This window comes from Bifidobacterium canis (assembly GCF_009727065.1).
Classification (GTDB): Bacteria; Actinomycetota; Actinomycetes; order Actinomycetales; family Bifidobacteriaceae; genus Bifidobacterium; species Bifidobacterium canis.
The window spans coordinates 285,951-307,283 of record NZ_WNLP01000001.1 but is presented as its reverse complement, the minus strand read 5'-3'; the positions used below and the strand labels follow the sequence as shown (position 1 = coordinate 307,283).

The following is a 21,333-nucleotide window of genomic DNA, read 5'->3' as shown; positions in this document are numbered from 1 at the left end:
TGAATTTCATACGCTTTCACCCACCGCCCCAACCTTTCGATATTATGAGCGACGACCCACACTCCAACCCGAACAACTACTCCGACCACAGCAACCATGCGAGAGGCTTTGCGGCGTTGCTGCCACATAAGCACGATAAGCACAGCGACCATGCACCGATGCCATCCAAACCGTGCTGCGATACGGGTGGCCACCGCGTCGATTCGGATGGCTCCCATAAACGCGTGGTGTTCATCGGCAATCCAAATGTCGGCAAATCGTCGCTGTTCAACGCGATTCTCGGCACGAAAGCGCGCGTGATGAACGCTCCAGGCACCACCGTGCTGCTGGAAGAGGGTGAGTATGACCACGACGGTTCGTCGTGGGATCTCATCGATACCCCCGGCACCTATTCGCTGCTGCCGCTCTCCCCCGATGAACAGGTGGCCGCCGACGCGGTGATGGGTTTGGATGGCGAACGCGAACCGGATCTGATCGTCACTGTGCTCGATGCCACGAACATCTCCCGTGCCCTATATTTCCTCGCCATGGTTCTCGAACTGGGCAAGCCCACCGTCGTGGCGTTGACGATGAACGATCTGGCAGCCAAGCAAGGTGCGGGCCTCGACGTCAACAAGTTGTCGCAGGCGCTGGGTGGCGTGCCCATCGTGGCCGTGAACGGGCGTACCGGCGAGGGGCGTGCACGCCTCATGGCTGAGGTCGCCGCGCATTTCGACGGGACTCCCATGCCAAAGGGGCTTCACCCTATTGATCCCCACGACGTTGATGTGAAGCAGTGGGTGGAAGCCGGCGCCGATGCTAGATTCGACTGGGCCGCACGCGTACTGGCGCAGATCAACATGCAGGAGCGCGATCGGGTGACGATGTCTGACCGCATCGACCGAGTGCTACTCAATCCAGTGCTTGGCATTCTTGTGTTTCTTGCGATCATGTTCGTCGTGTTCCAAGCCACGACGTCATCGCTGGACCGGCTCAGGATTGGATCGACGGCACGGTGAGAGCATGGTTGACCTCAGGCATCGACTGGATCTTCAACCTCTTCGGCCCCACCGCCACTGATACTTGGTTCCATTCACTCATCGTGGACGGTGTGCTCGATGGCATCATCACGATCGGTACGTTCATCCCGCCTATGGGCATCATGTTCATCATGCTGTCGCTGCTCGAGGACTCCGGCTATCTCGCGCGTGCCGCCTTCGTGATGGATCGCGCCATGCGTTGCATGCATCTTGACGGCAGGGCGTTCCTGCCGATCGTCGTCGGATTCGGCTGCAACCTTCCCGCACTGGCCGCCACGCGTACTCTGCCGGACTCCCGCCAACGAGTGATGGTCGGCATGCTCGTGCCATACGCCAGTTGCACGGCGAGACTCTCCGTATACATGGTGCTCGCCTACGCGTTCTTCAGGGATCAGGCCGGCTTGGTCATCTTCCTGATGTATGTGGCATCGATCGTGCTGATCCTGCTCGTGGGCATTCTGTTGCGCAAGGTCAAGTTCACTACTCTCACATCCGAACCGTTCGCCATGAGCCTGCCTCCATACCAGTGGCCTCGTCTGCTTGTGCTGCTTAAATCCGTGCTGCTGCGCCTGTGGGGGTTCATACGCGGAGCAAGCTCGATCATCATCACAATGCTCATTGCCATGTGGCTGTTGCAGAGCATTCCGATGGCGGCCAACGCCGGTTCGTTCGGGCACGTGGAGGATGTGCACGATTCGGCGTATGGCGTGGTCGCCGATGCCGTTGCACCGGTGTTCGCCCCTGCCGGCTTCGACAATTGGCACGCTTCCGCCGCTCTGATGACTGGGTTCGTCGCCAAAGAGGTGGTGGTCGCCTCGATGGCGCAGTCATACAGCATCGACACCGGTGACGAAGACGAGGTGCAACAGGGCGAAGGCTCGCTCGGAGTCCAATTGCGCGAATCATTCGATGAATCCTCACACGGGCACGGTCAGGCCGCGGCCATCGCGTTCCTGCTCTTCACGTTGGCATACACACCATGTTTGGCGACAGTGGCTGAGATGAAACGGCAGTTCGGCATGCGCATCGCCATGCAGTCGGTCGGGATGAGTCTGGTGATCGCCTACGTTCTCGCCATCGTCGCTTTCCAACTGTTCCGGCTGATCCTATGAGCGGCGAATTCCGAAAAACAGGCGCGCCCAGCACGGCAGGCAAACTCAGCGTGGTCGATAAAACGGTGAATGCGCTACGGCATGGGCAAAGCGTCAGCGAATACGCGAGGTCAAGTGGACTTCCACGAGATTTCGTCGAACAGATCGTCGAATACGCGCGCGAGCAGGGACGCCTTGACTTCGTCTCACTGTCGCCGAACAACGGTTGCGCCAGCGGCTCTTGCACACCCGACCCGGAATCGCTGGTGTGCGCAAGCTGCCCATTGGCACCGTCGGCAAAGCAAGGTCGCACTCCCCGAATGCAACTATTGCATCATCTGAAACGCTTGTGGCACTCGCGCAGGAACGCGGACGCCTAGACGTGTTCGACTTCACATACGCGCTTTGCAACTGGCGTAATACATTCCGAGCCTGCTCCCCCGCTCGCGTATTACTATGAACCGTATGACTGAACACACAACACCTGATGTGAATCTTGCATCATGGTCGAATCCGTTGCGCGATCCTCGCGATCTGCGACTGCCCCGCATCGCGGGCCCTTGCAGCATCGTGATCTTCGGCGTCACCGGCGACCTGTCTCGCAAGAAACTCCTGCCAGCCATCTACGATCTCGCGAATCGCGGTCTCCTGCCGCCGAGCTTCGGATTGACCGGATTCGCACGACGCAACTGGACCGAAGACGAATTCAAGGCTTTCGTCAAAGAGAACGTGCAGCAGCATTGCCGCACGCATTTCAACGAGATCACTTGGAACCAGCTCGCCGAGGGCATTCGCTTCGTTCAAGGCACATTCGAAGACGCCGACGCATTCGAACGTCTCAACAACACCGTCGCCGAGCTCGACAAAGACCGCGGAACGCGCGGCAACCACGCGTTCTACATGTCGATTCCTCCTCGTGACTTCCCTCTCGTGGCGCAACAGCTCGCACATTGCGGACTCGCCAAATCGAATGGCAATGCATGGCGCCGCGTCATCATCGAGAAACCGTTCGGCCATGATCTGGCGAGCGCGAAGGAACTCGACAAGGTGATCTCCGAGGTCTTCGACCCGCAGTCAGTGTTCCGCATCGACCACTATTTGGGCAAGGAGACCGTGCAGAACCTGCTGGCCATGCGTTTCGCGAACTCGATGTATGAGCCGATCTGGAACGCGAACTATGTCGACCATGTGCAGATCACGATGGCCGAAGACATCGGCGTCGCCGGGCGTGCCGGCTACTATGACGGCATTGGCGCCGCCCGCGACGTGATCCAGAACCATCTGCTGCAGCTGCTCGCTTTGACGGCGATGGAGGAGCCTGTTTCGTTCAATGCGAAGGATCTGACCAATGAGAAGACGAAGATCCTCTCTGCTGTCAGGTTGCCGAAAGATTTGGCTGCGCATACCGCACGCGGCCAGTATTCCGCTGGATGGCAGGGTTCGCAGCCGGTTGTGGGGTATTTGGAGGAGAAGGGAATCAACCCCGATTCCAACACGGAAACCTATGCCGCGGTCCGTTTGGACATCGATACGCGTCGTTGGGCAGGTGTGCCGTTCTATCTGCGTACTGGCAAGCGTCTCGGCCGTCGCGTTACCGAGATCGCACTCGTGTTCAAGCGTGCTCCGCACCTGCCGTTCGAGTCGACGGCCACGCAGGAGCTTGGCAAGAACGCGATCGTGATCCGCATCCAGCCGTATGAGGGTGTGACCATTCGCTTCGGTTCCAAGGTTCCTGGCGGCACGGCGATGGAGGTGCGCGATGTGTCGATGGACTTCAGCTACGGCCGTTCGTTCACAGAGTCTTCCCCCGAAGCCTATGAGCGTCTGATTCTCGACGTGCTTCTCGGTGATCCGCCGCTGTTCCCAACCACGCAGGAAGTGGATCTGTCGTGGCAGATTCTCGACCCGATCGAAGAGTTCTGGTCGACGCTCGGCCAGCCGCAACCATACCGTTCTGGAACGTGGGGGCCGCAGGAGGCCGTTGAGATGCTCGCCCGTGACGGACACCGTTGGAGGATGCCATGATCATTACGATGCCGGATACGCAGACCAATGAGATCTCTGCGAAAATCGACGAATTGCATGAGGAGCGCGGCGAAGCTGCGTTCGGACGTGTGCTCACGCTGGTTATTTCCACCGATGAGCAGAACTTGGAAAGCTCGCTGTGCATCGCGAATGAAGCGAGCCGAGACCATCCTTGCCGTGTGATCGCGATCTGCCCGAGCAAGCGCGAGATGAGCGAGCCCGACGAATCGCGCACGTTCCTTGACGCCGAACTGCGTGTCGGCGCCGATGCGGGCGCTGGCGAGATCATTATTCTTCGCCCGCGCGGTGGGCTCACGCATCATCTTGATACGCTGGTCATTCCGCTGTTGCTGCCCGACACTCCGATGGTCGTCTGGTGGCCCACCGAGGCTCCGGCGAATCCGACGCACGATCTGCTCGGTCAGATGGCTCACACGCGTATCACCGATGCCTACCGTTCATCGAATCCGAAGCGCACCATCGAGGATCTTCGTCGCAACTGGTCTTCGAAGAACGTGGATCTGTCGTGGACCAGACTGACGTTATGGCGTGCCGTTCTTGCCTCGATGCTCGACCAGCCGCCGCATCTGCCGATTCAGTCGGTGCGCATAACCGGCGAGAAGGATTACTTGCCGATGGATCTGCTCGCCGCATGGTTGACGATGCGTTTGAACGTGCCGGTGACCATTGAGATCGAACCGAATGCGAAGGCGATCACCGGCGTGTATTTGACTCGCAAAGACGGTGAGCTGAGTTTGGAGCGCCGCCCGAGCGAGGAGGGCATCGCCCAGTTGAATCTGCCCGGGCAATCCCCGCAGGCCATGCCGCTGCCGATTCGTTCGATGATCGACTGCATGAGCGAGGAGCTTGGGCGACTTTACCCTGACGAGATCTATGCCGAGGTGCTCACCACGGGATGGCAGAAAGTCAATCCGAGCATTTGAAAGAGGCCAGATGAAACGCGAACACATAACCTACCCCACCCCGCAGTTGATGGCTGACGCCGTGGCGAATCGCATGTTGCTGCTTGTCAACGACATGTTGTGCGAACCGGACCGTGAACGTGTTGACGTGGCGCTCACCGGCGGCACTGATGGCACGGCCATTCTGCAGGCGATTGCAGGAAGCTCGTTGCTGCCTATTGTCGATTGGTCTCGCGTGCATTTCTGGTGGGGTGATGAGCGTTTCGTACCTGCCGACAGCAATGAACGTAACGCCGTTGGCGCGTATGATGCCCTACTCAGCCAATTGCTTGAGAAGGGGCTCGCTCTGCCCACGCAGATCCACCAGATGCCTGCGGATTCTCGATCGCCTGAGCAGATTGCAAAGGCGGGCGATGCCGAGAACGAGATGCTCGTGAATAGGGCAGCCGAGCAATATCAGCAGGAGCTGGTTCGTGAGCTCGGAGAGAATCCGAAGCTTGACTTGGCTCTGTTCGGCATCGGCCCCGACGGGCACTTCGCCTCACTGTTCCCCGACTACCCGCAGGTACTCATCGATGGTGAGCATAGCTTGACGGCAGGTGTCACGAATTCGCCGAAACTGCCGCCGTTGCGCGTCACGTTGACGGTGCCGATGATCACACGTTCGGATTATGTGTGGATCTGCGGTTCGCGTTCGAAAAAAGCCGAGGCCATTGGCTTGACTTGGCACGAGCATGATAATCCGCATCTTCCCGCGTCGTTTGCCGACGCGGTGAAGCAGGTGCTGTGGATCACCGACATAGATGGTGGTAAGAACTGCTGACTCCATTACTAAACACAGTAAATAATTATTAAAATACGGGTGTGTATGAAAATTATTTTCATACACACCCGTATTTGTAGTGAGTGACTTAATATTATTTGTCACTCAGTCAGACATCTTGACTTCTTCCTGCCCCGGTTCCGCCCACAGAATATGGTACGTGCCCGGCATATCAACGCGCTGGTACGTATGCGCGCCGAAGAGGTCACGCTGACCTTGAATAACTGCTGCCGGCAGTCGCTTGGAGCGCAACCCGTCGAAGTATGCCAACGATGACGAGAACACCGGTGCCGGCACGCCGGACTCGGCCGCCGCTGCGACGACCTTGCGCCAATCGGCTTCGCTGTTCTCGATGCCCTGCTTGAAGAATGGCGCGAACAATAGCGACACGTTTGCCTCACCGGATTCGAAGGCCTCGGAGATGCGATCGAGGAACTTCGCGCGGATGATGCAGCCAGCACGCCAGATGCGTGCCAGATGCGCCATGTCGATGTTCCAGCCATAGGTCTTGGCTGCAACGCTGATCTCGTTGAATCCCTGCGCATAGGCGACGATCTTCGAAGCATACAGCGCTTGGCGGATGCGCTCGATGAAGTCCTCACGGCTTTCGGAACCGAGCTCGATGCGTCCGTCCGGACCGGCGAAGTTCTGCTTCCAAGCCTCTTCGCGCAGTTCACTCTGGCTTGACAGCCCGCGGGCGAACACCGCTTCGGCGATGCCGGTCACAGGAACGCCGAGCTCCAACGCGGTCTGCACCGTCCATGTGCCGGTGCCCTTCATGCCCGCGTGGTCGACGATCACGTCGACGAGCGGCTTGCCGGTCTGCGGATCCTTGTGGTGGAGCACTTGCGCAGTGATCTCGATCAGGTAGGAGTCGAGATCCGTCTTGTTCCACTGCTCGAACACGTCGCCGATCTCATCCGGCGTCATGCCCAGTCCACGGCGCATCAGGTCGTAGCTTTCGGCGATCAGCTGCATGTCGGCATATTCGATGCCGTTATGCACCATCTTGACGAAGTGACCGGCGCCGTTCTCGCCCACATGCATGACGCATGGTTCGCCGTCACTGGCTTTCGCGGCGATCGATTCGAGGATCGGCTTGAGACGTTCCCACGAGGCGTCGCTGCCGCCTGGCATCATCGACGGACCGAGCAGAGCGCCTTCTTCGCCTCCGGAAACGCCCATGCCGACGAAGTGCAGTCCCTTGTCGCGCAGTTCCTTCTCGCGACGAATCGTGTCTTTGAAATACGCATTGCCACCGTCGACGATGATGTCGCCCGGTTCCATGTATTCAACGAGCTCGTCGATCACCGCATCGGTTGGGGCGCCGGCTTTGACCATGATGATCGCCGTGCGTGGGCGCTCGAGCAGATCCACGAACTCCTTGACGGTCTGTGCCGGGTAGAATTTGCCCTCGTCACCGTGCTCCTTCATCAGTTTCTCGGTGCGAGAATAGTGGCGGTTATACACAGCCACCGAATTGCCATGTCGGGCCAGGTTGCGTGCCAAGCTGGCGCCCATGGCGGCCAGGCCGATCACGCCCACATTTGCCGGTGCACTCATAAACGAGCCTCCTCTTTACGGAATCCATACGAGTGCCAGTCTAGCTCACGTCAAGCCGAAAAACCCGGTATGTTCCACGCCAATGGCGAAGTGTGATGTTGCATCAATCACACGCGCCTGCGTGTTCGATACGACGAGCGCCTGCGTGTTGCGCAACGCCACGTATCGACTATCCGACTGGTGTTCGGCATATATGCGAGCTGCGGCGTTACCGAGCATGAGCGCCCCCATGTGCGGAATCACCCGGTATCGAGTCAGCGCAAGCCCTTGCGTGTAACCGGCGATGCGGTCATCGTCCATTGCGGCGATATAGCCGACGTCGGGACTCGCCGCCACCGCGCCCGCCGACTCCCCGATATACAGTGCGCCTCGCGCCACTTTGTTGCGAATCAGCACGCTGGCACCGCTCGCATTGAGATGATGCATCAGGTGGAACGTATTGCCCCCGCACACATAGATCGCGTCAGCCAACCGCAGCTCACCGCTTATCGTCTCGTATGGTTCGCGCGCCACGTTCACCATGTGAACGTCGATGCCCATGCATGCGAAACGCCAACGCGCCAGCCGGTTGGCGATGCCATAGGTCTCCGCATCACTCGCCGTCGGTATGAACGCCATCCGCTTGCCCTGCAACTGGCGCGCATATGGTTTGAGCACTCGCGCAATGGCCGTGCTCGTCGACGCGAGTAGCAGTGTGTCCGATCCGGTCGTTCGCGAATCACTCATATCAGCCTCGTTCTTACGACACTCATGCTGCCGTCTCTGCGCGTCACGCTAGGTCGTTTTTCTGACAATATTCATGCTTTGCGCTTACAGCATGCGCAGTGGAGCGAATATTGGTAGGCGCGTGTTCCTATTCTGTGTGATGGCGGTGCACGCCATGCGCCTGCCTGCCCGTTAGCGCTCACGCGAACGCGGCATATACACAGATCACGAAATGCACAACGGCAGGGAGCATATGCATAGAGAGAACGCATCGCACGCATCAACAGATGAGTCGAACCGATTGGAGCACACGTCGATCAACGACGATCCGGCGCAGGAGAACGCGGTGGAGGTGGCTGAAAGCATCGCCGAGAGCACCGAGGAAGCCGATGGGCTTCGTCCGGGAAGCAAACTGCGCGCATTGTCGAAACGTCAGCGAGCCATCGTCACCGTCACATTCTTCTCGATGTTCTTCGGAGCAGGCAATCTCATCTTCCCGCCACTGCTTGGTGCGCAGGCTGGAAACCGCACGTTCATCGCCATGCTTGGGTTCATCATCTCCGCCGTGGGTCTGCCCATTCTCGGCGTTCTGGTCGTCGCCCAAGCCGGCGGTTTCGGCAATCTGGCCGCACGCGTGTCGAAACGGTTCTCGCTGGTGCTGGGCGTCGCGATCATTCTGACGATCGGCCCGCTGTTCGCGATTCCGCGCACCGCGTCGACATCGTTCGAAATGGCGTTCGCGCCGTTCACCACCGACGCTTCGAAACCATGGGTGCAGCTCGCCTATTCGCTTGTGTTCTTCGTGGCGGCGCTGATCATCGCGCAGCACCCCGATAAGCTCACGCGAGTGCTTGGCAAGGTGATGGGCCCACTGCTGCTCGCACTCATCGTCATATTGTTCGTGGTCTGCCTGTTCCTCCATCACCCACCGTTTGCCGACCCCAGCGGATCGTATGCGCATAGCCAGCTGATCCAAGGCATGATCGACGGCTATCAGACGATGGATCTGCTCGCCGCACTGTATTTCGGCATCGTCATCTCCGCGAACATTCGTGAAATGGGCGTCACCGATGAGCGTGACAATCGTCGTGAAACGGGTATCGGCGGCGCATTCACCGGCGTCATGCTTGTGCTCGTCTATGCGGCTTTGAGCTTCATCGGCGCGGTTTCCGGTGCCTACCAGCCGGCTGGCCCGAACGACACCGGAGCCACCGTGCTCACCAATCTGAGTGATCGCGTGTTCGGTCATGTGGGCACGGTGTTCATCGGCGTCATTTTCGTGGTTGCATGCTTCAACGTGTGCATCGGACTCATTTCCACGTGCAGCTCGTATTTCCACAACCACTTCCCCACCGTGTTCGGCAAACGCGTCGGCTACACAGCATGGAGCATTTTGTTCACCATCGTCAGCCTGCTCATCGCCAACATCGGCTTGAGCTCGATCATCGCGCTTGCCGTACCTGTGCTGGAGGCGCTCTACCCGATCGCCATCGTGCTTGTAGTGCTCTCACTGGTGCACAAGCCGTTCTCCAGCCATTTCCGTTACGTGTATTTCACGACGATCGTCTTCACTGCCGTCGCCAGCATCGCCAACGGTCTCGTCAAACTGGTGGAAGTGCTGCATGGGCACATCGATTGGCTGAAAACCGCATGCAATTGGCTGCCGATGAATGCGAACGGCTTGGGTTGGCTGGTGCCTGCGCTCGTCGGTTTGATTGTGGGCGTCATCGTTTCGCTTGCCGTGCCGCAGGCAAAGTCTGTAGACAAACAATAAGCGTTCTGTGGCATCACCAATAGCGTTACCGCAAGCGTGAGAATACGCGAAAGGCGCGGACCGAGACTTGTTCTCGGTCCGCGCCTTATTCGTTCCGCGTGACTCATATTGTCACATGGAATCACTCAGCGCCTCGGCGTTGTCAGCTTTCCTGCACGTATTTGCTCGGATCGGCGTCGAACGTGGCTGCGCAATGCGCGCTGCAGAAATAGATCGTCTTGCCGTTGTAAGTGCGGGTTTCCGCCGCATCCTTCGGGTCGACGACCATGCCGCAGATTGGGTCGATGTGTTCGCTCATCTTGGATTCCTTTCGTTCAGCAACGACATTATTGTCGTGGTGCTCATGGTGGTGCTGGTGCTCAGCGGTTGGCGTCTCACTCTGCGACGGCAATTGCATGCTCATATTCAGGGCTTCGCGAGACGACCTGCGTTCAGGCTTAACATGATTCGGGTTGAATGTGTGCAGCCTGTTTGCGTTGAGCACAACCGACAGCGACGAGAACGCCATCGCTGCGCCCGCGATCATCGGGCTGAGCAGAATGTGCCACAGCGGGTAGAGCACGCCGGCTGCCACCGGAATACCCAAGCCGTTGTAACCGAGCGCGAAGCCGAGGTTCTGGTGGATGTTGCGCATCGTGCGGTCGGCCAGATCCACGGCGGTCACCACCGATTCGAGCGACGAGTTCATCAACGTGATGCTCGCCGATTCCATCGCGATATCGGTGCCGGATCCCATCGCCATGCCGATGTCGGCTCGGGCGAGGGCGGGGGCATCGTTGATGCCATCGCCCACCATTGCGACAACGCGGTGCTGGTTTTGCAGTTGGCGCACCACGAATTCCTTGTCGGCAGGCGTCACTTGAGCCACCACGTGATCGATGCCCAGCTGGTCGGAGATCGTTTTCGCTGTGCGCTCGTTGTCGCCAGTCAGCATGACGATGTCGATGTTGCGTTCGCGCAAGGCCTTGATAGCGGTGAGCGACGTGTCTTTGATGCGATCGGATACCGCGATCACCATGGCGAGCGCCCCGTCGATGGCGGCGACGATCGGGGTGCCGCCCTGCGCGGCGATCTGGTCGATCTGGCGTTGCAATGTTTCAGTCTGCTGCTCGTCGACGTGCTCAACGGACTGCATCACGAACCGCTCATTGCCGACCATCACATGATGCCCGTCCACATGTGCGTCGATTCCGGAACCGGGAACGCTGTGGAACTGCTGTGCTTGTGGCAGCTGTTCGGAATTGGTGTTCTGGTATTCCGCGACGATGGCCTGAGCCAATGGATGCTCGGATGTGGCTTCTGCTGCCGCGATCAGACGCAGGCTCGCCGTGTCGTTTGACTCGTTCCACTGACCGTGCTCGAAAACGAACATGTGGGAGACCTGCGGCTTGCCGACGGTGATCGTACCGGTTTTGTCGAGCACCACGGTGTTGACGCGATGCGTGGTCTCCAAGGCCTCCGCGGAGCGGAACAGCACGCCGTATTGCGCACCCTTGCCTGTGGCGATCGTGATCGACAGTGGCGTGGCCAAGCCGAGCGCGCATGGGCAGGCGATGACGAGCACGCAGATGGCGCAGATCAGGCCATACAGCGCATGCAACGGCATTGGTGTGAACTGCCAGATCACGAAGGTCCAGATGGCGATGAGGATGACGGTGGGCACGAACACCCCGGCCACGCGGTCGGCTATGCGCTGGATCGGGGCCTTCGATGTCTGTGCGTTGCGCACCAGGCGAATGATCTGTGAGAGCACGGTCTGCGAGCCCACACGCGTGGCACGGTAGCGGATGGTGCCGTTGCCGTTGACTGTGGCACCGACCACTTTCGACCCTTCATGCACGCTGACCGGCATCGGTTCGCCGGTGATCATCGATTCATCGATGCTCGTCTGACCTGAGATCACGACGCCATCCACCGGCAGGCTTTCACCTGGGCGAATTTCAACGATGTCTCCAACCTGCACTTGATCCGTGGGCTTGTCAACTACTCCATGATCGGTGACCACGTGAGACACGTTGACACGCAGACCGATCAAGCCTTTGATGGCGGCTCCGGTTCCAGCCTGTGCTTTCGATTCGAGCAGCTGGCCGAGAATCATCAGCGTGATGATCGTCGCCACCGCCTCATAATACGGTTCACGCGAACCGACTGGAAGCAATGTGGGGCGTACCGTCACCACAAGGCTGTAGAGGAATGCGACGCATGTGCCCACTGTGACAAGCGAGTTCATCTCGGGAGCACGATGCGCGATCGCCAGCCAGCCGGTGCGGTGCACCGGCCAACCGCAGTAGAACATGACTGGTGCCGTCAATGCAAGCTGCAGCCAAGGCGACATGACCCAGCCCGGCAGACTGGAATGCATCCATGCGCCTAGGGCGGGAATCATCGGCAGCATCGCCAACAGCAGTTCAGGCACTGTGAAGATGATGCCCACGGTCAGTCGTCTGCGCAACGTCGCGATTTCATGCGCGCGTTCGGCATCATCGGCATCCTGCACCTGTTCGAGATTGTCGGCGTCGGTGTTCTGTGCCACCTGCTTATGCGCATCATGTGAGGCGTTCTTTGTGGAATCCTGCGCATCGGCATCCCCGACGGCCCGAATCATGCCATGCAGCATGTTCATGCCGCAGGCAAACGGGTAATCGCCAGGTGCCAACGCCGGCAGCTCCACACTGGTCTGTGCGAAGGCCTGCAACGGCTGGTCAATGCCGAAGTCCGAGAACACCACATGCGACGAGCATTCGCCACTTTCCTTGCGATCGAAATCAAGGCGTACCGGAACACCGGCCTGCACTTCGATGAGTGAGGGCTCGTAGCCACCCCTCACCGTGATATGCGCCACTTGCACGCCGTTCTGCGTCGTGGCCTGCTTCGCTTGTTTTGGCGCGAAGAAGAACCATATGATCGCAGCGGTGAGCAGTACGGCGACGAGGACTGCCCATACAACCGTCATGTTCACGCTCCTTCCATCTCATAACTCTTGCGCCTTATCCAAACACCGGAACGGCGTTTGCATTCCCGCAACACCGCTGAGCATCACCGTCTGGCTGAATATCATGCGCAACACGCGGCATGCTGGTTAATGTGAGAGGAAACGATGCGACCACATGTTCAGTGTTCGCATAGTGGCACAGGTTGATTTTGCAGATCGAAGGAGCGAATATGACTGCACTGATCACAGGAGCGACCGGAGGTTTGGGGCGAGAACTGGCGATGTTGTTCGCCAGAGATGACCATAATCTGCTGCTCACCGCGCGCAATGCCGACGAGCTTGCAGTGTTGCAGCAGCAGCTGGAAAGGGAATTCCACGTGCACGTCAGATCAGTTGTGCTTGACCTGTCGGATCCTCAGGCGGCGAGCAAACTGCACAGGTATGCGCACGAGCACGGGATCATCGTCGACTACTTGGTCAACAATGCTGGATTCGCCGATTGGAACTCCTATATGCGAGCGGATACCGAGAAACTGCGTTCGATGATGCAGGTCAACATGTGCGCGCTTGCCGAACTCACCCGCTTGTTCGGCGCCGACATGGTGCAACGGCACAACGGCCATATTCTGAACATCTCTTCGATCGCCTCGACGATTCCGGGGCCATACATGGCGATGTATTACGCGTCGAAGGCGTTCGTGAGATCGTTGAGCGAAGCCATTGCCTATGAACTGCGTGGCACTGGCGTCTCCGTCACCTGCGTGTGCCCGGGGCCGACCAGCACTGGCTTCGAGAAGGCGGCGAACATGCACGGCAAGAACTTCTTCACGATGACCAAACCGGCTACTCCACGCGCCGTTGCCGGATTCGCCTACCGCAAGATGAACGCGCGCGCTGTGTTGGCCTATGCCGGCGCGTTCTCGAAGAGCGCCGCGTTTGCCGCGCGTTTCGTGCCCGACCGGCTCGCCGCAGCCTGCGCCGCCGTCATGAACGGCGGCGACCCGGTCAAACAACGCAAGTAACAAGAGGGGTTAGCGGCGGCCGCGACCTCCACGGCCGCCGTGCCCGTTACGCGCACCGGAACGATTACCACGCGACGCACGGAACGGATTGTCGGTACGCCTTCCATTCTTTCCTTTACGCTTGCCACCGGTGACACCGGCGTTCTTACGCGCTTCCATACGCCGTTCGTGACGTTTCACGGATTCGTCGCGCTCATCGCGAATCACACGGTTTTCATCGCGATGAATTCGTTTGCTTCCGCGCTGCTCGGAACGGCGTTTGCCCGCACCATCTTCGCGATGGGCATGCTTGCGCCGACTTTTTCTGGGTTCATATTCCTCGCTGTAGTGCTCCCCGAACCGCGCTTTGCGGCGCTCTTCGCGGTTACGTGGACGATTATCGGCTTCATGACGGCGCTTCTCATGTTTCCTGCCCTTGCGGTCATCGCGCTCGCTACGCTCATCATCAGACGGGCGGACACTCGTGAGATTGCCGAGGAACGCCTCTGCGAACTCCTGCTGTTCACGCTGCAGTTCGCGTTCGCGCTTCGACGGCTTGTGATTCTTCGCCTCGGAACGATTCCCTCGCTTACGGTTGCCGTTCTCTTCTCCACGGCGATTACCGCCACGGTCACGGCGCCCATCACGCTTATTACGCTGTTTTCTGCTCTGCTGCTTACGTTCGAGTTCAGGTAGCTCCCACCCATACACCGGCTCGGCTTTCTCACCGACCAGCTCCTGCACCTGGGGAGAGTCCACCGACACCTCTATCGGCTTGAGTTTCAAGCCGACGTCTTTGAGCAGATACCGCACTTTGCGCTTCTGATCCCGAGTCATCAATGTGACGACATCACCAGATTGACCTGCTCGTGCGGTACGGCCGGAACGGTGTGTGAATGATTTCGGATCTTCCGGTGGATCCACCTGGATGACGAGCTGCACATTGCTCACATCGATGCCTCGTGCCGCAACGTCGGTGGCGACCAGCACGTTCACCGAACCGGATTCGAATGCCTGCAGATTGCGGTCACGCTGATTCTGGCTCAGGTTGCCGTGCAGTTCCGCGGCGGGAATACCGCTCTGCGTCAACGAATGCGCCAATTTCTTCGCTTGGAATTTCGTGCGGGTGAACAGGATGCGTCTCCCCTGCCCGCTGGCGAGTTCACGAACCACCGCCATTTTCTCGCTGCGCGGCACCATGAACAGATGATGCGTCATCGAATCCACGTTCGACGTGACTTCATCGACGCTGTGCACTTTCGGGTCATGCAGGAACTCCGTGACCACGGTGTCAACGCCGTGGTCAAGCGTCGCCGAGAACAGCATATGCTGTGCCGTCGGGCTTATCTGCGTGAGAATACGCTTGATAGGCGGCAGGAACCCCATGTCGGCCATCTCATCAGCTTCATCGAGCACGACGACGCGCACGTCGGCAAGCGTCAGCGCCTGCTGTTCGATCAGATCTTCAAGACGCCCCGGGCACGCCACCACAATGTCGGCGCCCTCATCGAGATCGCGGAACTGACGATCATATTTCACGCCACCATACACGGTGGTCGTGGCCATGCCATACACCTCGGCGAGCGGAGCCAACACGTCACTGATCTGATTGGCGAGTTCACGGGTCGGAGCCAACACCAATGCACGCGGATGCGGCATGTTCGCCGATACCTTGCGCCTGACCACGCGGGATTTCTTCAACGCTTTGAGATCGCGTGCAAACTCGCGATCATCGGCACGATCCATCTGTGAAAGTCGTGCGACGAGAGGCAGTCCGAAAGCGAGCGTTTTGCCGGAGCCCGTCTGCCCACGTCCGAGCACGTCTCGGCCAGACAGGGAATCCGGCAACGTGTCTTGCTGAATGGGGAACGCGGTTTTCTTGCCGTCCGCGGCGAGCATCTGCACCAAGGGGCCGGGAACACCGAGCTGCGCAAAAGTCAAGGCCGGTTCCTCATATACGGAATCGGCGTCATTCATATCGTCATCCAAAGAAGTCATTGCAATAGTTGTATCGGGCACGATGGCCTTTCATCTGTAAAAACGTAGGCAGTCGGAATAGGCAGCCTGTTCAAGCGCTGTGCGCAAACTATCTTAGTGTAGCGACGGGTGGCTACTAGATTTTCATGACACGCTGCGAACCATGCTCCAAGAGCCCTTTATTTCACACGGTTTTCACAAAAAGTGTATCAATTAATGAAATTTAAATCTCATGTACAGGGCAAATGTATTATGAGAGCCATGAAAGAATTCTGTATGAAATGGGGCAAGAGAATTGCCACCAAACAGATGTTGTTGATTGCCATCGTCACCCTGATCGCCACGCTGATCGGCATGTGGGCGGCACAGTTCGATGGTCTCAAGATTCTCGGCGCGCTGATCATCGCGCTGCTCATCGGCATGGTCGTGCAATTCCCGATCCGTGCATGGTACACGAAAGACGATCCGGTTCGTCAAGCCGGCGTCAAGGATGCCGCGGGACTCATCGCAAACAAGTTCTTGCGTTTCGGCATCATTCTGCTCGGCTTCAAGCTCAACCTCGAGCTGCTGTTCACCACCGGTGCGAAGTGCCTGCCATTGGCTGCGCTCGTCGTGACCGTCACGATTCTCATCACCTACGGCATCTGCCGCTTGATGGGCGTCGACCCGCTTATGGCCATCCTCGTCTCCTGTGGTACCGGCGTCTGCGGCGCGGCCGCGGTCATGGGCGTCTCCGGTTCCATCAAGGTTTCCCCGAAGCGCGAAAGCGAAAAGGAGAACGACGAAGTCACCGCCATCGCGATCGTCGCCATCATGGGCACGATCTTCGCATTGCTTGAGATCGCCATTCTGCCGGCCTTCGGTCTCAACCAGGCACAGGAAGGCTTCATCGCAGGCGGCTCGCTGCACGAGATCGCGCACGCCGTTGCCGCAGGTGATGGTCTGAACAACGCGGCCCTCGCCGCACAGCAGGGTGTTGTGGACGCCGCTACGATGGCGAACATCATGAAGCTCTCCCGTGTGCTCATGCTCGTCTTCGTGTCGATCATCGTCGCCATTTGGTGGGATAAGCGCCACAGCGAGGTCACCGAGGTCGGCGGCAAGCGTAAGGTCGCCTTCCCGTGGTTCATGCTTGGCTTCATTGCCACGGCCGCTATCGGAACGCTGCTGCTGACCGCCATCCCGTCCAGCGCACAGTTCGTGAGCGTGCTCGGTAACGACGTCGCGAAGATCTTCCTCGGCATGGCCATGGCCGCGCTTGGCATCAACGTGAACTTCAAGGCGATCGCCAAGACGGGCATCAAGCCGTTCATCGCCAGCCTGATCTCTTCGATCATCCTGGTTGCGATCTGCTATGGTCTCGCCGTTGCCTTCTTCTAAATAAATCTATCGAGCATAAGTTTATAAATATGCCGGCGGGCTTCCAAAAACGGAAGTCCGCCGGCATATTTATTCCCTGCACTCAAGAAAAATCCACGTATTTTTCCAAGTACTATTTCTTTCCGGTACTTCATGTGCACGTTTCGTGACAATTCCGCGTGAGCAGCACAAGAATTCTAAGCTGCCAAGCCATTGGTTCCCCTACGTCACTACAATATGATTCGGTCAATGGCAATAAGCTGTCTTGGCCACGAAATTTGAAGAAGAGACAGCGAGGAAAACGTGACATCTGTACGAAGCATGTTCACATGGACTCTCCATGGGGACGGGAAAACACTTAAACCGGGCGAGATCGTCGAGCCGAAGGAGCGACTGACTTGGCCGCGTACCGCGGAGATCGGTGCACAGCATGTGGTCGCCATGTTCGGAGCCACGTTCCTGGTCCCGATTCTCACCCATTTTGATCCTTCGACCACGCTGTTCTTCACAGCGTTCTCCACGGCGCTGTTCCTGCTCATCAACAAGAACATGCTTCCCTCGTACCTCGGTTCGAGCTTTGGCTTCATCGCGCCTATCGCCGCCGTCGCCAGCGCCGGTAAGGGCATCGCCGTCGCCAGCTTCGGCATCATGTGCACGGGCCTGCTTCTGGCGATCATCGGCTTCATAGTGCAATGGGCGGGCGCGGTGTGGATCGACCGCATCATGCCTCCGGTCGTCAACGGCGCCATCGTCGCCATCATCGGCTTCAACCTTGCGCCAACGGTGTGGACCAACTTCCAGGCCGCTCCCGACACCGCCATCGTCACACTCGTCGCAGTGCTGCTGATCGCAGTGCTGTTCAAGGGTCTTATCGGTCGTCTCAACATTCTGATCGGCGTGCTCATCGGCTACGCCTACGCCTGCATCCGCGGCCAAGTGGACTTCTCTGCCATTGAACAGGCTGCATGGGTTGGCTTCCCGAAGTTCCACACCCCACAGGTCGACTTCTCTATTCTGCCGATGTTCCTGCCGGTGGTACTCGTGCTTATCGCGGAAAACGTCGGCCACGTCAAGTCCGTCGCCCAGATGACCGGCCACGACTACGACAACCAGATCGGCACCGCATTGATCGCCGACGGCTTGGGCACCACGATCGCCGGTTTCGGCGGCGGCTCCGGCACCACCACCTACGGTGAGAACATCGGCGTCATGGCCGCCACCAAGGTATACTCCACCGCAGCGTATTGGTGCGCCGCCGGCTTCGCGTTCCTGTTGTCGCTGTGCCCGAAGTTCGGTCAGGTGGTCAATTCCATCCCGGCTGGCGTGCTCGGCGGCGTTACCGTGCTGCTGTACGGCATGATCGGCATGATCGGCGTGCAGATCTGGGTTGACAACAAGGTCGATTTCAGCAAGCCCATCAACATCATGACCGCTTCGGTCGTCATGATCATCGGCATCGCGAACTTCCAGTTCTCCATCAGCGGCGTGCAGTTCAACGGCATCGCCATCGGCTCCATCGTCGTGCTCGTGCTCTACCACGGACTCAAAGCGATCGGCCGTGCCACCGGCACCGTCGTCAAAGAGGCGCCGCCGCTCAACGCCGAGGAGAAGAAGTTCGAGAATCTCGACGAACCAGTTAATAATCCGAATGCCAAGCAGTGATATATGAGTACTGTCAGGCGGCACAAAGCACTTGATAGTACAGTGATGGCGGGAGTCATATTTCTATAGGCTCCCGCCATCGTCATAATATGCATACTTTTGTTGACGCACACGATGCGTCGCAAGGAATGGAGCATGATGAACAGATATGAGCGCAATCGCATTCCCGCAGTACCGTTCGACCCGGAGACTCCGGAGTACCAGAACGCGGTCATCGATCTGGCGACGTATTGGACGCAGATCGACGGCGACCTGCACTTGGCTGATGCCGAGCACGCGGAGCGCATTCACCGCAGCCGCACCGATGGCGCGATCTTCGACTACCCGCGCGCTCTGCATTGGCAGGATCCCGAGGAAGTGCAAGCGCATACCGACATCGCGTATCTGCCGGACGGCGGCTATGGCGAGAATCAGGTTCGCGGGCATCTGCTCGACGTGTATCTGCCGAACGACGCCGTTGTGCGCGGCGGCAAAACAACGCCGGTGTACATCGACATTCACGGCGGCGGGTTCTGCTACGGCTACAAGGAGCTCAACCGCAACTTCAACACGCATCTGGCGGCGCAAGGATTCGGCGTGTTTTCGTTGAACTACCGTCCGGCACCGCAGACGAATCTGCTTGGCCAGCTCGCCGACATCGAGGCGGCGTTGTGTTGGATTCGCGATCATCTGAGCGAGTTTCCGCTCAGTCCGACCGATATTTTCATCACCGGAGATTCCGCAGGCGCTTGCCTGGCATTGCTGGCGCTCGCCATAGAGAACAGCGAGAACGCTGCACGCGCGTTCCAGATCGGCGAAGTGTCCGGACTGAATTTCGCCGGTGGCGCGCTCGTCTCTGGAGTCTACAATCTCTCCCCGCAAGTCTCTGACTCCGATGAGAGTTCAGCCCGCGAACTGCTTACGCAGATGCTCGGAGACGCGTTCTTCACTGACCTCGACGATGCGCTCCCCTACTTGAATCCTGATTCGCTGATGCGTCATGTGGCAGATATTCCGCCGCTGTATCTGGTGACGAGCAGCGACGATTTCATTCAAGCGCAAACGTTGCAGTTGGCGACCGCGCTGGCGGTGCATGATCGTGATTTCGAACTGCACGATTTCACCGTGCCGAAGACGCAAACGCTCGGCCATGTGTTCTCGGTGGGCATGACGTGGCTGCCGGAAAGCCAGCGTGTGTTGCAGCAGATCCGCGATTTCTCATACAACATCGCCAGCTGATTACTGGAATCACTGCTTATGCGAAGAGCCGGCATATGTGAAACCATATATGCCGGCTCTTCGCATATTGACATGTGCTTCTAGTTGTTCTCGGCGTGCACGATCTGCATGGCGCGGCCGTCTTCCATCAGCGTGAATCCGAGACGCTGGTAGAACGGCGCGTTCTTGCTCTCCTCCGGCATCACTTCGAGGAACATGTAGTCACGGTATTTCGCCTTCATATGTTCCACCAGTTGCGCGCCGACGTGCCGGCCTCGATAGTCGGGGTCGACGATCACCCAGTGGATGTAGGCGAGCATCTCGCCGTCGTCGATCGCGCGCGCCAGACCAGCCAGCTGGTCGCCGTCCCATGCGCTCACCACGGTGTCGCTGCCCATCAGCGCGCGCCACACCCGTTCCGGGTAGCGTGCGGAATCCCAGCCGGCCGAAGCGAACAGCCGCTGCACCTGCTCCGGAGTGAATCGTTTGTCTTCCGTATATTCAATCGCCATACTGGGCATCATAAGTGCGTATGCAAAGCGGCGGCATGCACAGCTCACGTTATGAAAGTCGCATAATACCGCCGTTGCAGTCAATGCATTCAGCTCTTGCTGACGTCAGGCTTGAACTCAAGCACGTCTCCGGGCTGGCAGTCCAACACGTTGCAGATCGCGTCAAGCGTGGTGAATCGAATGGCCTTAGCCCGCCCGTTCTTAAGCACCGACACATTCGCGGGCGTAATGCCGATGGCATCCGCCAGCTCGTTAACGCTCATCTTTCTTTTGGCGAGCATGACATCGAGATTGACTTGGATGGCCATCAGATCACTCCCTCAAGTTCACGGCGTTGGCCGATGGCTTGCATCAGCAATGATCGCATAACCCACATCAGCAATACGAATGCGGCGATGAGCAACAATGCGACCACCAGCATCAGTTCGAGCATCGGCGCACCGAGCGCGGCCTGAACCACCTGCCCGTTCGGCTTGACATACGGAAGGCTGAGATTGGAGAACACCAAGACCGCAAGTACGAGGATACCCTCGGCAATCGCGCTTCCGATGATGAGATTGACCCAATGAATGGCTTTGCCGGAGAACACATCCTGACGGCCAGCCAATGTCAGTAACGGCCACACGGCGGCGAACGCCACTTCGAGACACGCAATGCCCAATGCTCCGGCGATGCGGTACGGCCACAATCCCGGCGTAGTTTCCGGAATTTCACTCACTATTTCGGTCGAAATCACAAACACAAACCATTGACCGAGCAGACACAACAAC

Annotated in this window: 16 protein-coding genes and 1 pseudogene; 10 read left to right on the top strand and 7 right to left on the bottom strand. The window is 58.6% G+C overall.

The annotated features are described in order from the left end of the window. Positions 1-44: 44 nt before the first annotated feature. From feoB to pgl, 5 genes and pseudogenes are all read left to right on the top strand, one after another. Positions 45-2,131 (top strand): annotated as a pseudogene (gene feoB / locus GSD1FS_RS01285) (ferrous iron transport protein B). Next, on the top strand, positions 2,128-2,490 hold the full coding sequence (locus GSD1FS_RS01280; RefSeq protein WP_246165680.1) for a hypothetical protein: 363 nt from the start codon (positions 2,128-2,130) through the stop codon (positions 2,488-2,490). The pseudogene feoB and the gene GSD1FS_RS01280 overlap by 4 nt, the downstream one beginning before the upstream one ends. Before the next feature lie 85 nt (positions 2,491-2,575). Beyond that, positions 2,576-4,135: a glucose-6-phosphate dehydrogenase gene (zwf, locus tag GSD1FS_RS01275; protein WP_155588035.1), complete on the top strand. Its 1,560-nt coding sequence runs from the start codon at positions 2,576-2,578 to the stop codon at positions 4,133-4,135. Next, positions 4,132-5,079 (top strand): glucose-6-phosphate dehydrogenase assembly protein OpcA, encoded by a 948-nt coding sequence (locus tag GSD1FS_RS01270; protein WP_155588034.1) that lies wholly within the window; start codon positions 4,132-4,134, stop codon positions 5,077-5,079. The genes zwf and GSD1FS_RS01270 overlap by 4 nt, the downstream gene beginning before the upstream one ends. A gap of 10 nt (positions 5,080-5,089) precedes the next feature. Beyond that, positions 5,090-5,881, top strand: a complete 792-nt coding sequence (pgl, locus tag GSD1FS_RS01265) for a 6-phosphogluconolactonase (RefSeq protein WP_155588033.1) — start codon at positions 5,090-5,092, stop codon at positions 5,879-5,881. Between the two features lie 105 nt (positions 5,882-5,986). Here the strand turns inward: pgl and gndA are convergent, their stop codons facing one another. Together gndA and GSD1FS_RS01255 are read right to left on the bottom strand one after the other, a co-directional pair. Next, complete coding sequence (gene gndA, locus GSD1FS_RS01260; RefSeq protein ID WP_155588032.1) at positions 5,987-7,444, bottom strand: NADP-dependent phosphogluconate dehydrogenase; 1,458 nt, start codon at positions 7,442-7,444, stop codon at positions 5,987-5,989. 45 nt (positions 7,445-7,489) lie between these two features. Further along, positions 7,490-8,170, bottom strand: a complete 681-nt coding sequence (locus GSD1FS_RS01255) for a Type 1 glutamine amidotransferase-like domain-containing protein (RefSeq protein WP_155588031.1) — start codon at positions 8,168-8,170, stop codon at positions 7,490-7,492. 391 nt (positions 8,171-8,561) lie between these two features. On the opposite strand from GSD1FS_RS01255, the gene brnQ reads away from it, so the two are divergent. Next, complete coding sequence (gene brnQ, locus GSD1FS_RS01250; protein ID WP_425481771.1) at positions 8,562-9,923, top strand: branched-chain amino acid transport system II carrier protein; 1,362 nt, start codon at positions 8,562-8,564, stop codon at positions 9,921-9,923. 142 nt (positions 9,924-10,065) lie between these two features. Here brnQ and GSD1FS_RS01245 read toward each other — a convergent pair whose 3' ends face one another. Beyond that, positions 10,066-12,876 carry a heavy metal translocating P-type ATPase gene (locus GSD1FS_RS01245; protein ID WP_155588029.1) on the bottom strand — a complete coding sequence of 937 codons (2,811 nt, stop codon included), beginning with the start codon at positions 12,874-12,876 and terminating at the stop codon, positions 10,066-10,068. 209 nt (positions 12,877-13,085) lie between these two features. Here GSD1FS_RS01245 and GSD1FS_RS01240 point away from each other — a divergent pair, with 209 nt between their 5' ends. Beyond that, positions 13,086-13,877, top strand: a complete 792-nt coding sequence (locus tag GSD1FS_RS01240; RefSeq protein ID WP_155588028.1) for an SDR family NAD(P)-dependent oxidoreductase — start codon at positions 13,086-13,088, stop codon at positions 13,875-13,877. Between the two features lie 9 nt (positions 13,878-13,886). On the opposite strand, the gene GSD1FS_RS01235 is transcribed toward GSD1FS_RS01240, so the two are convergent. After that, the gene (locus tag GSD1FS_RS01235) at positions 13,887-15,833 is read right to left on the bottom strand and encodes a DEAD/DEAH box helicase (protein WP_155588212.1); all 1,947 of its coding nucleotides are present in this window, start codon (positions 15,831-15,833) and stop codon (positions 13,887-13,889) included. Between the two features lie 261 nt (positions 15,834-16,094). Here GSD1FS_RS01235 and GSD1FS_RS01230 point away from each other — a divergent pair, with 261 nt between their 5' ends. The 3 genes from GSD1FS_RS01230 to GSD1FS_RS01220 all read left to right on the top strand — a co-directional run bounded on the left by GSD1FS_RS01230 (position 16,095) and on the right by GSD1FS_RS01220 (position 20,072). Then, positions 16,095-17,213, top strand: a complete 1,119-nt coding sequence (locus GSD1FS_RS01230; RefSeq protein WP_196424992.1) for a YeiH family protein — start codon at positions 16,095-16,097, stop codon at positions 17,211-17,213. A 300-nt stretch (positions 17,214-17,513) separates the two neighbouring features. Continuing rightward, positions 17,514-18,854 carry a uracil-xanthine permease family protein gene (locus GSD1FS_RS01225; RefSeq protein ID WP_155588211.1) on the top strand — a complete coding sequence of 447 codons (1,341 nt, stop codon included), beginning with the start codon at positions 17,514-17,516 and terminating at the stop codon, positions 18,852-18,854. A gap of 135 nt (positions 18,855-18,989) precedes the next feature. Beyond that, entirely contained in the window at positions 18,990-20,072 is a 1,083-nt protein-coding gene (locus GSD1FS_RS01220) for an alpha/beta hydrolase (RefSeq protein WP_246165679.1), read from the top strand. Positions 20,073-20,152: 80 nt separating this feature from the next. Here GSD1FS_RS01220 and GSD1FS_RS01215 read toward each other — a convergent pair whose 3' ends face one another. The 3 genes from GSD1FS_RS01215 to GSD1FS_RS01205 all read right to left on the bottom strand — a co-directional run bounded on the left by GSD1FS_RS01215 (position 20,153) and on the right by GSD1FS_RS01205 (position 21,299). Continuing rightward, positions 20,153-20,563: a GNAT family N-acetyltransferase gene (locus GSD1FS_RS01215; RefSeq protein ID WP_155588026.1), complete on the bottom strand. Its 411-nt coding sequence runs from the start codon at positions 20,561-20,563 to the stop codon at positions 20,153-20,155. Between the two features lie 89 nt (positions 20,564-20,652). Then, on the bottom strand, positions 20,653-20,871 hold the full coding sequence (locus tag GSD1FS_RS01210; RefSeq protein WP_155588025.1) for a helix-turn-helix domain-containing protein: 219 nt from the start codon (positions 20,869-20,871) through the stop codon (positions 20,653-20,655). Then, positions 20,871-21,299 (bottom strand): DUF2975 domain-containing protein, encoded by a 429-nt coding sequence (locus tag GSD1FS_RS01205; protein ID WP_196424991.1) that lies wholly within the window; start codon positions 21,297-21,299, stop codon positions 20,871-20,873. The genes GSD1FS_RS01210 and GSD1FS_RS01205 overlap by 1 nt, the downstream gene beginning before the upstream one ends. Positions 21,300-21,333 lie beyond the last annotated feature (34 nt).

What these genes read in the sequence shown, in the direction of transcription:
- GSD1FS_RS01220 (WP_246165679.1), top strand. Translation starts at nt 18,990, where the DNA reads ATGATGAACAGATATGAGCGCAATCGCATTCCCGCAGTACCGTTCGAC.
- GSD1FS_RS01240 (WP_155588028.1), top strand. Translation starts at nt 13,086, where the DNA reads ATGACTGCACTGATCACAGGAGCGACCGGAGGTTTGGGGCGAGAACTG.
- GSD1FS_RS01245 (WP_155588029.1), bottom strand. Translation starts at nt 12,876, where the DNA reads ATGACGGTTGTATGGGCAGTCCTCGTCGCCGTACTGCTCACCGCTGCG.
- pgl (WP_155588033.1), top strand. Translation starts at nt 5,090, where the DNA reads ATGAAACGCGAACACATAACCTACCCCACCCCGCAGTTGATGGCTGAC.
- GSD1FS_RS01210 (WP_155588025.1), bottom strand. Translation starts at nt 20,871, where the DNA reads ATGGCCATCCAAGTCAATCTCGATGTCATGCTCGCCAAAAGAAAGATG.
- gndA (WP_155588032.1), bottom strand. Translation starts at nt 7,444, where the DNA reads ATGAGTGCACCGGCAAATGTGGGCGTGATCGGCCTGGCCGCCATGGGC.
- GSD1FS_RS01235 (WP_155588212.1), bottom strand. Translation starts at nt 15,833, where the DNA reads ATGAATGACGCCGATTCCGTATATGAGGAACCGGCCTTGACTTTTGCG.
- GSD1FS_RS01270 (WP_155588034.1), top strand. Translation starts at nt 4,132, where the DNA reads ATGATCATTACGATGCCGGATACGCAGACCAATGAGATCTCTGCGAAA.
- GSD1FS_RS01230 (WP_196424992.1), top strand. Translation starts at nt 16,095, where the DNA reads ATGAAAGAATTCTGTATGAAATGGGGCAAGAGAATTGCCACCAAACAG.
- GSD1FS_RS01215 (WP_155588026.1), bottom strand. Translation starts at nt 20,563, where the DNA reads ATGGCGATTGAATATACGGAAGACAAACGATTCACTCCGGAGCAGGTG.
- GSD1FS_RS01255 (WP_155588031.1), bottom strand. Translation starts at nt 8,170, where the DNA reads ATGAGTGATTCGCGAACGACCGGATCGGACACACTGCTACTCGCGTCG.
- zwf (WP_155588035.1), top strand. Translation starts at nt 2,576, where the DNA reads ATGACTGAACACACAACACCTGATGTGAATCTTGCATCATGGTCGAAT.
- GSD1FS_RS01225 (WP_155588211.1), top strand. Translation starts at nt 17,514, where the DNA reads ATGTTCACATGGACTCTCCATGGGGACGGGAAAACACTTAAACCGGGC.
- GSD1FS_RS01280 (WP_246165680.1), top strand. Translation starts at nt 2,128, where the DNA reads ATGAGCGGCGAATTCCGAAAAACAGGCGCGCCCAGCACGGCAGGCAAA.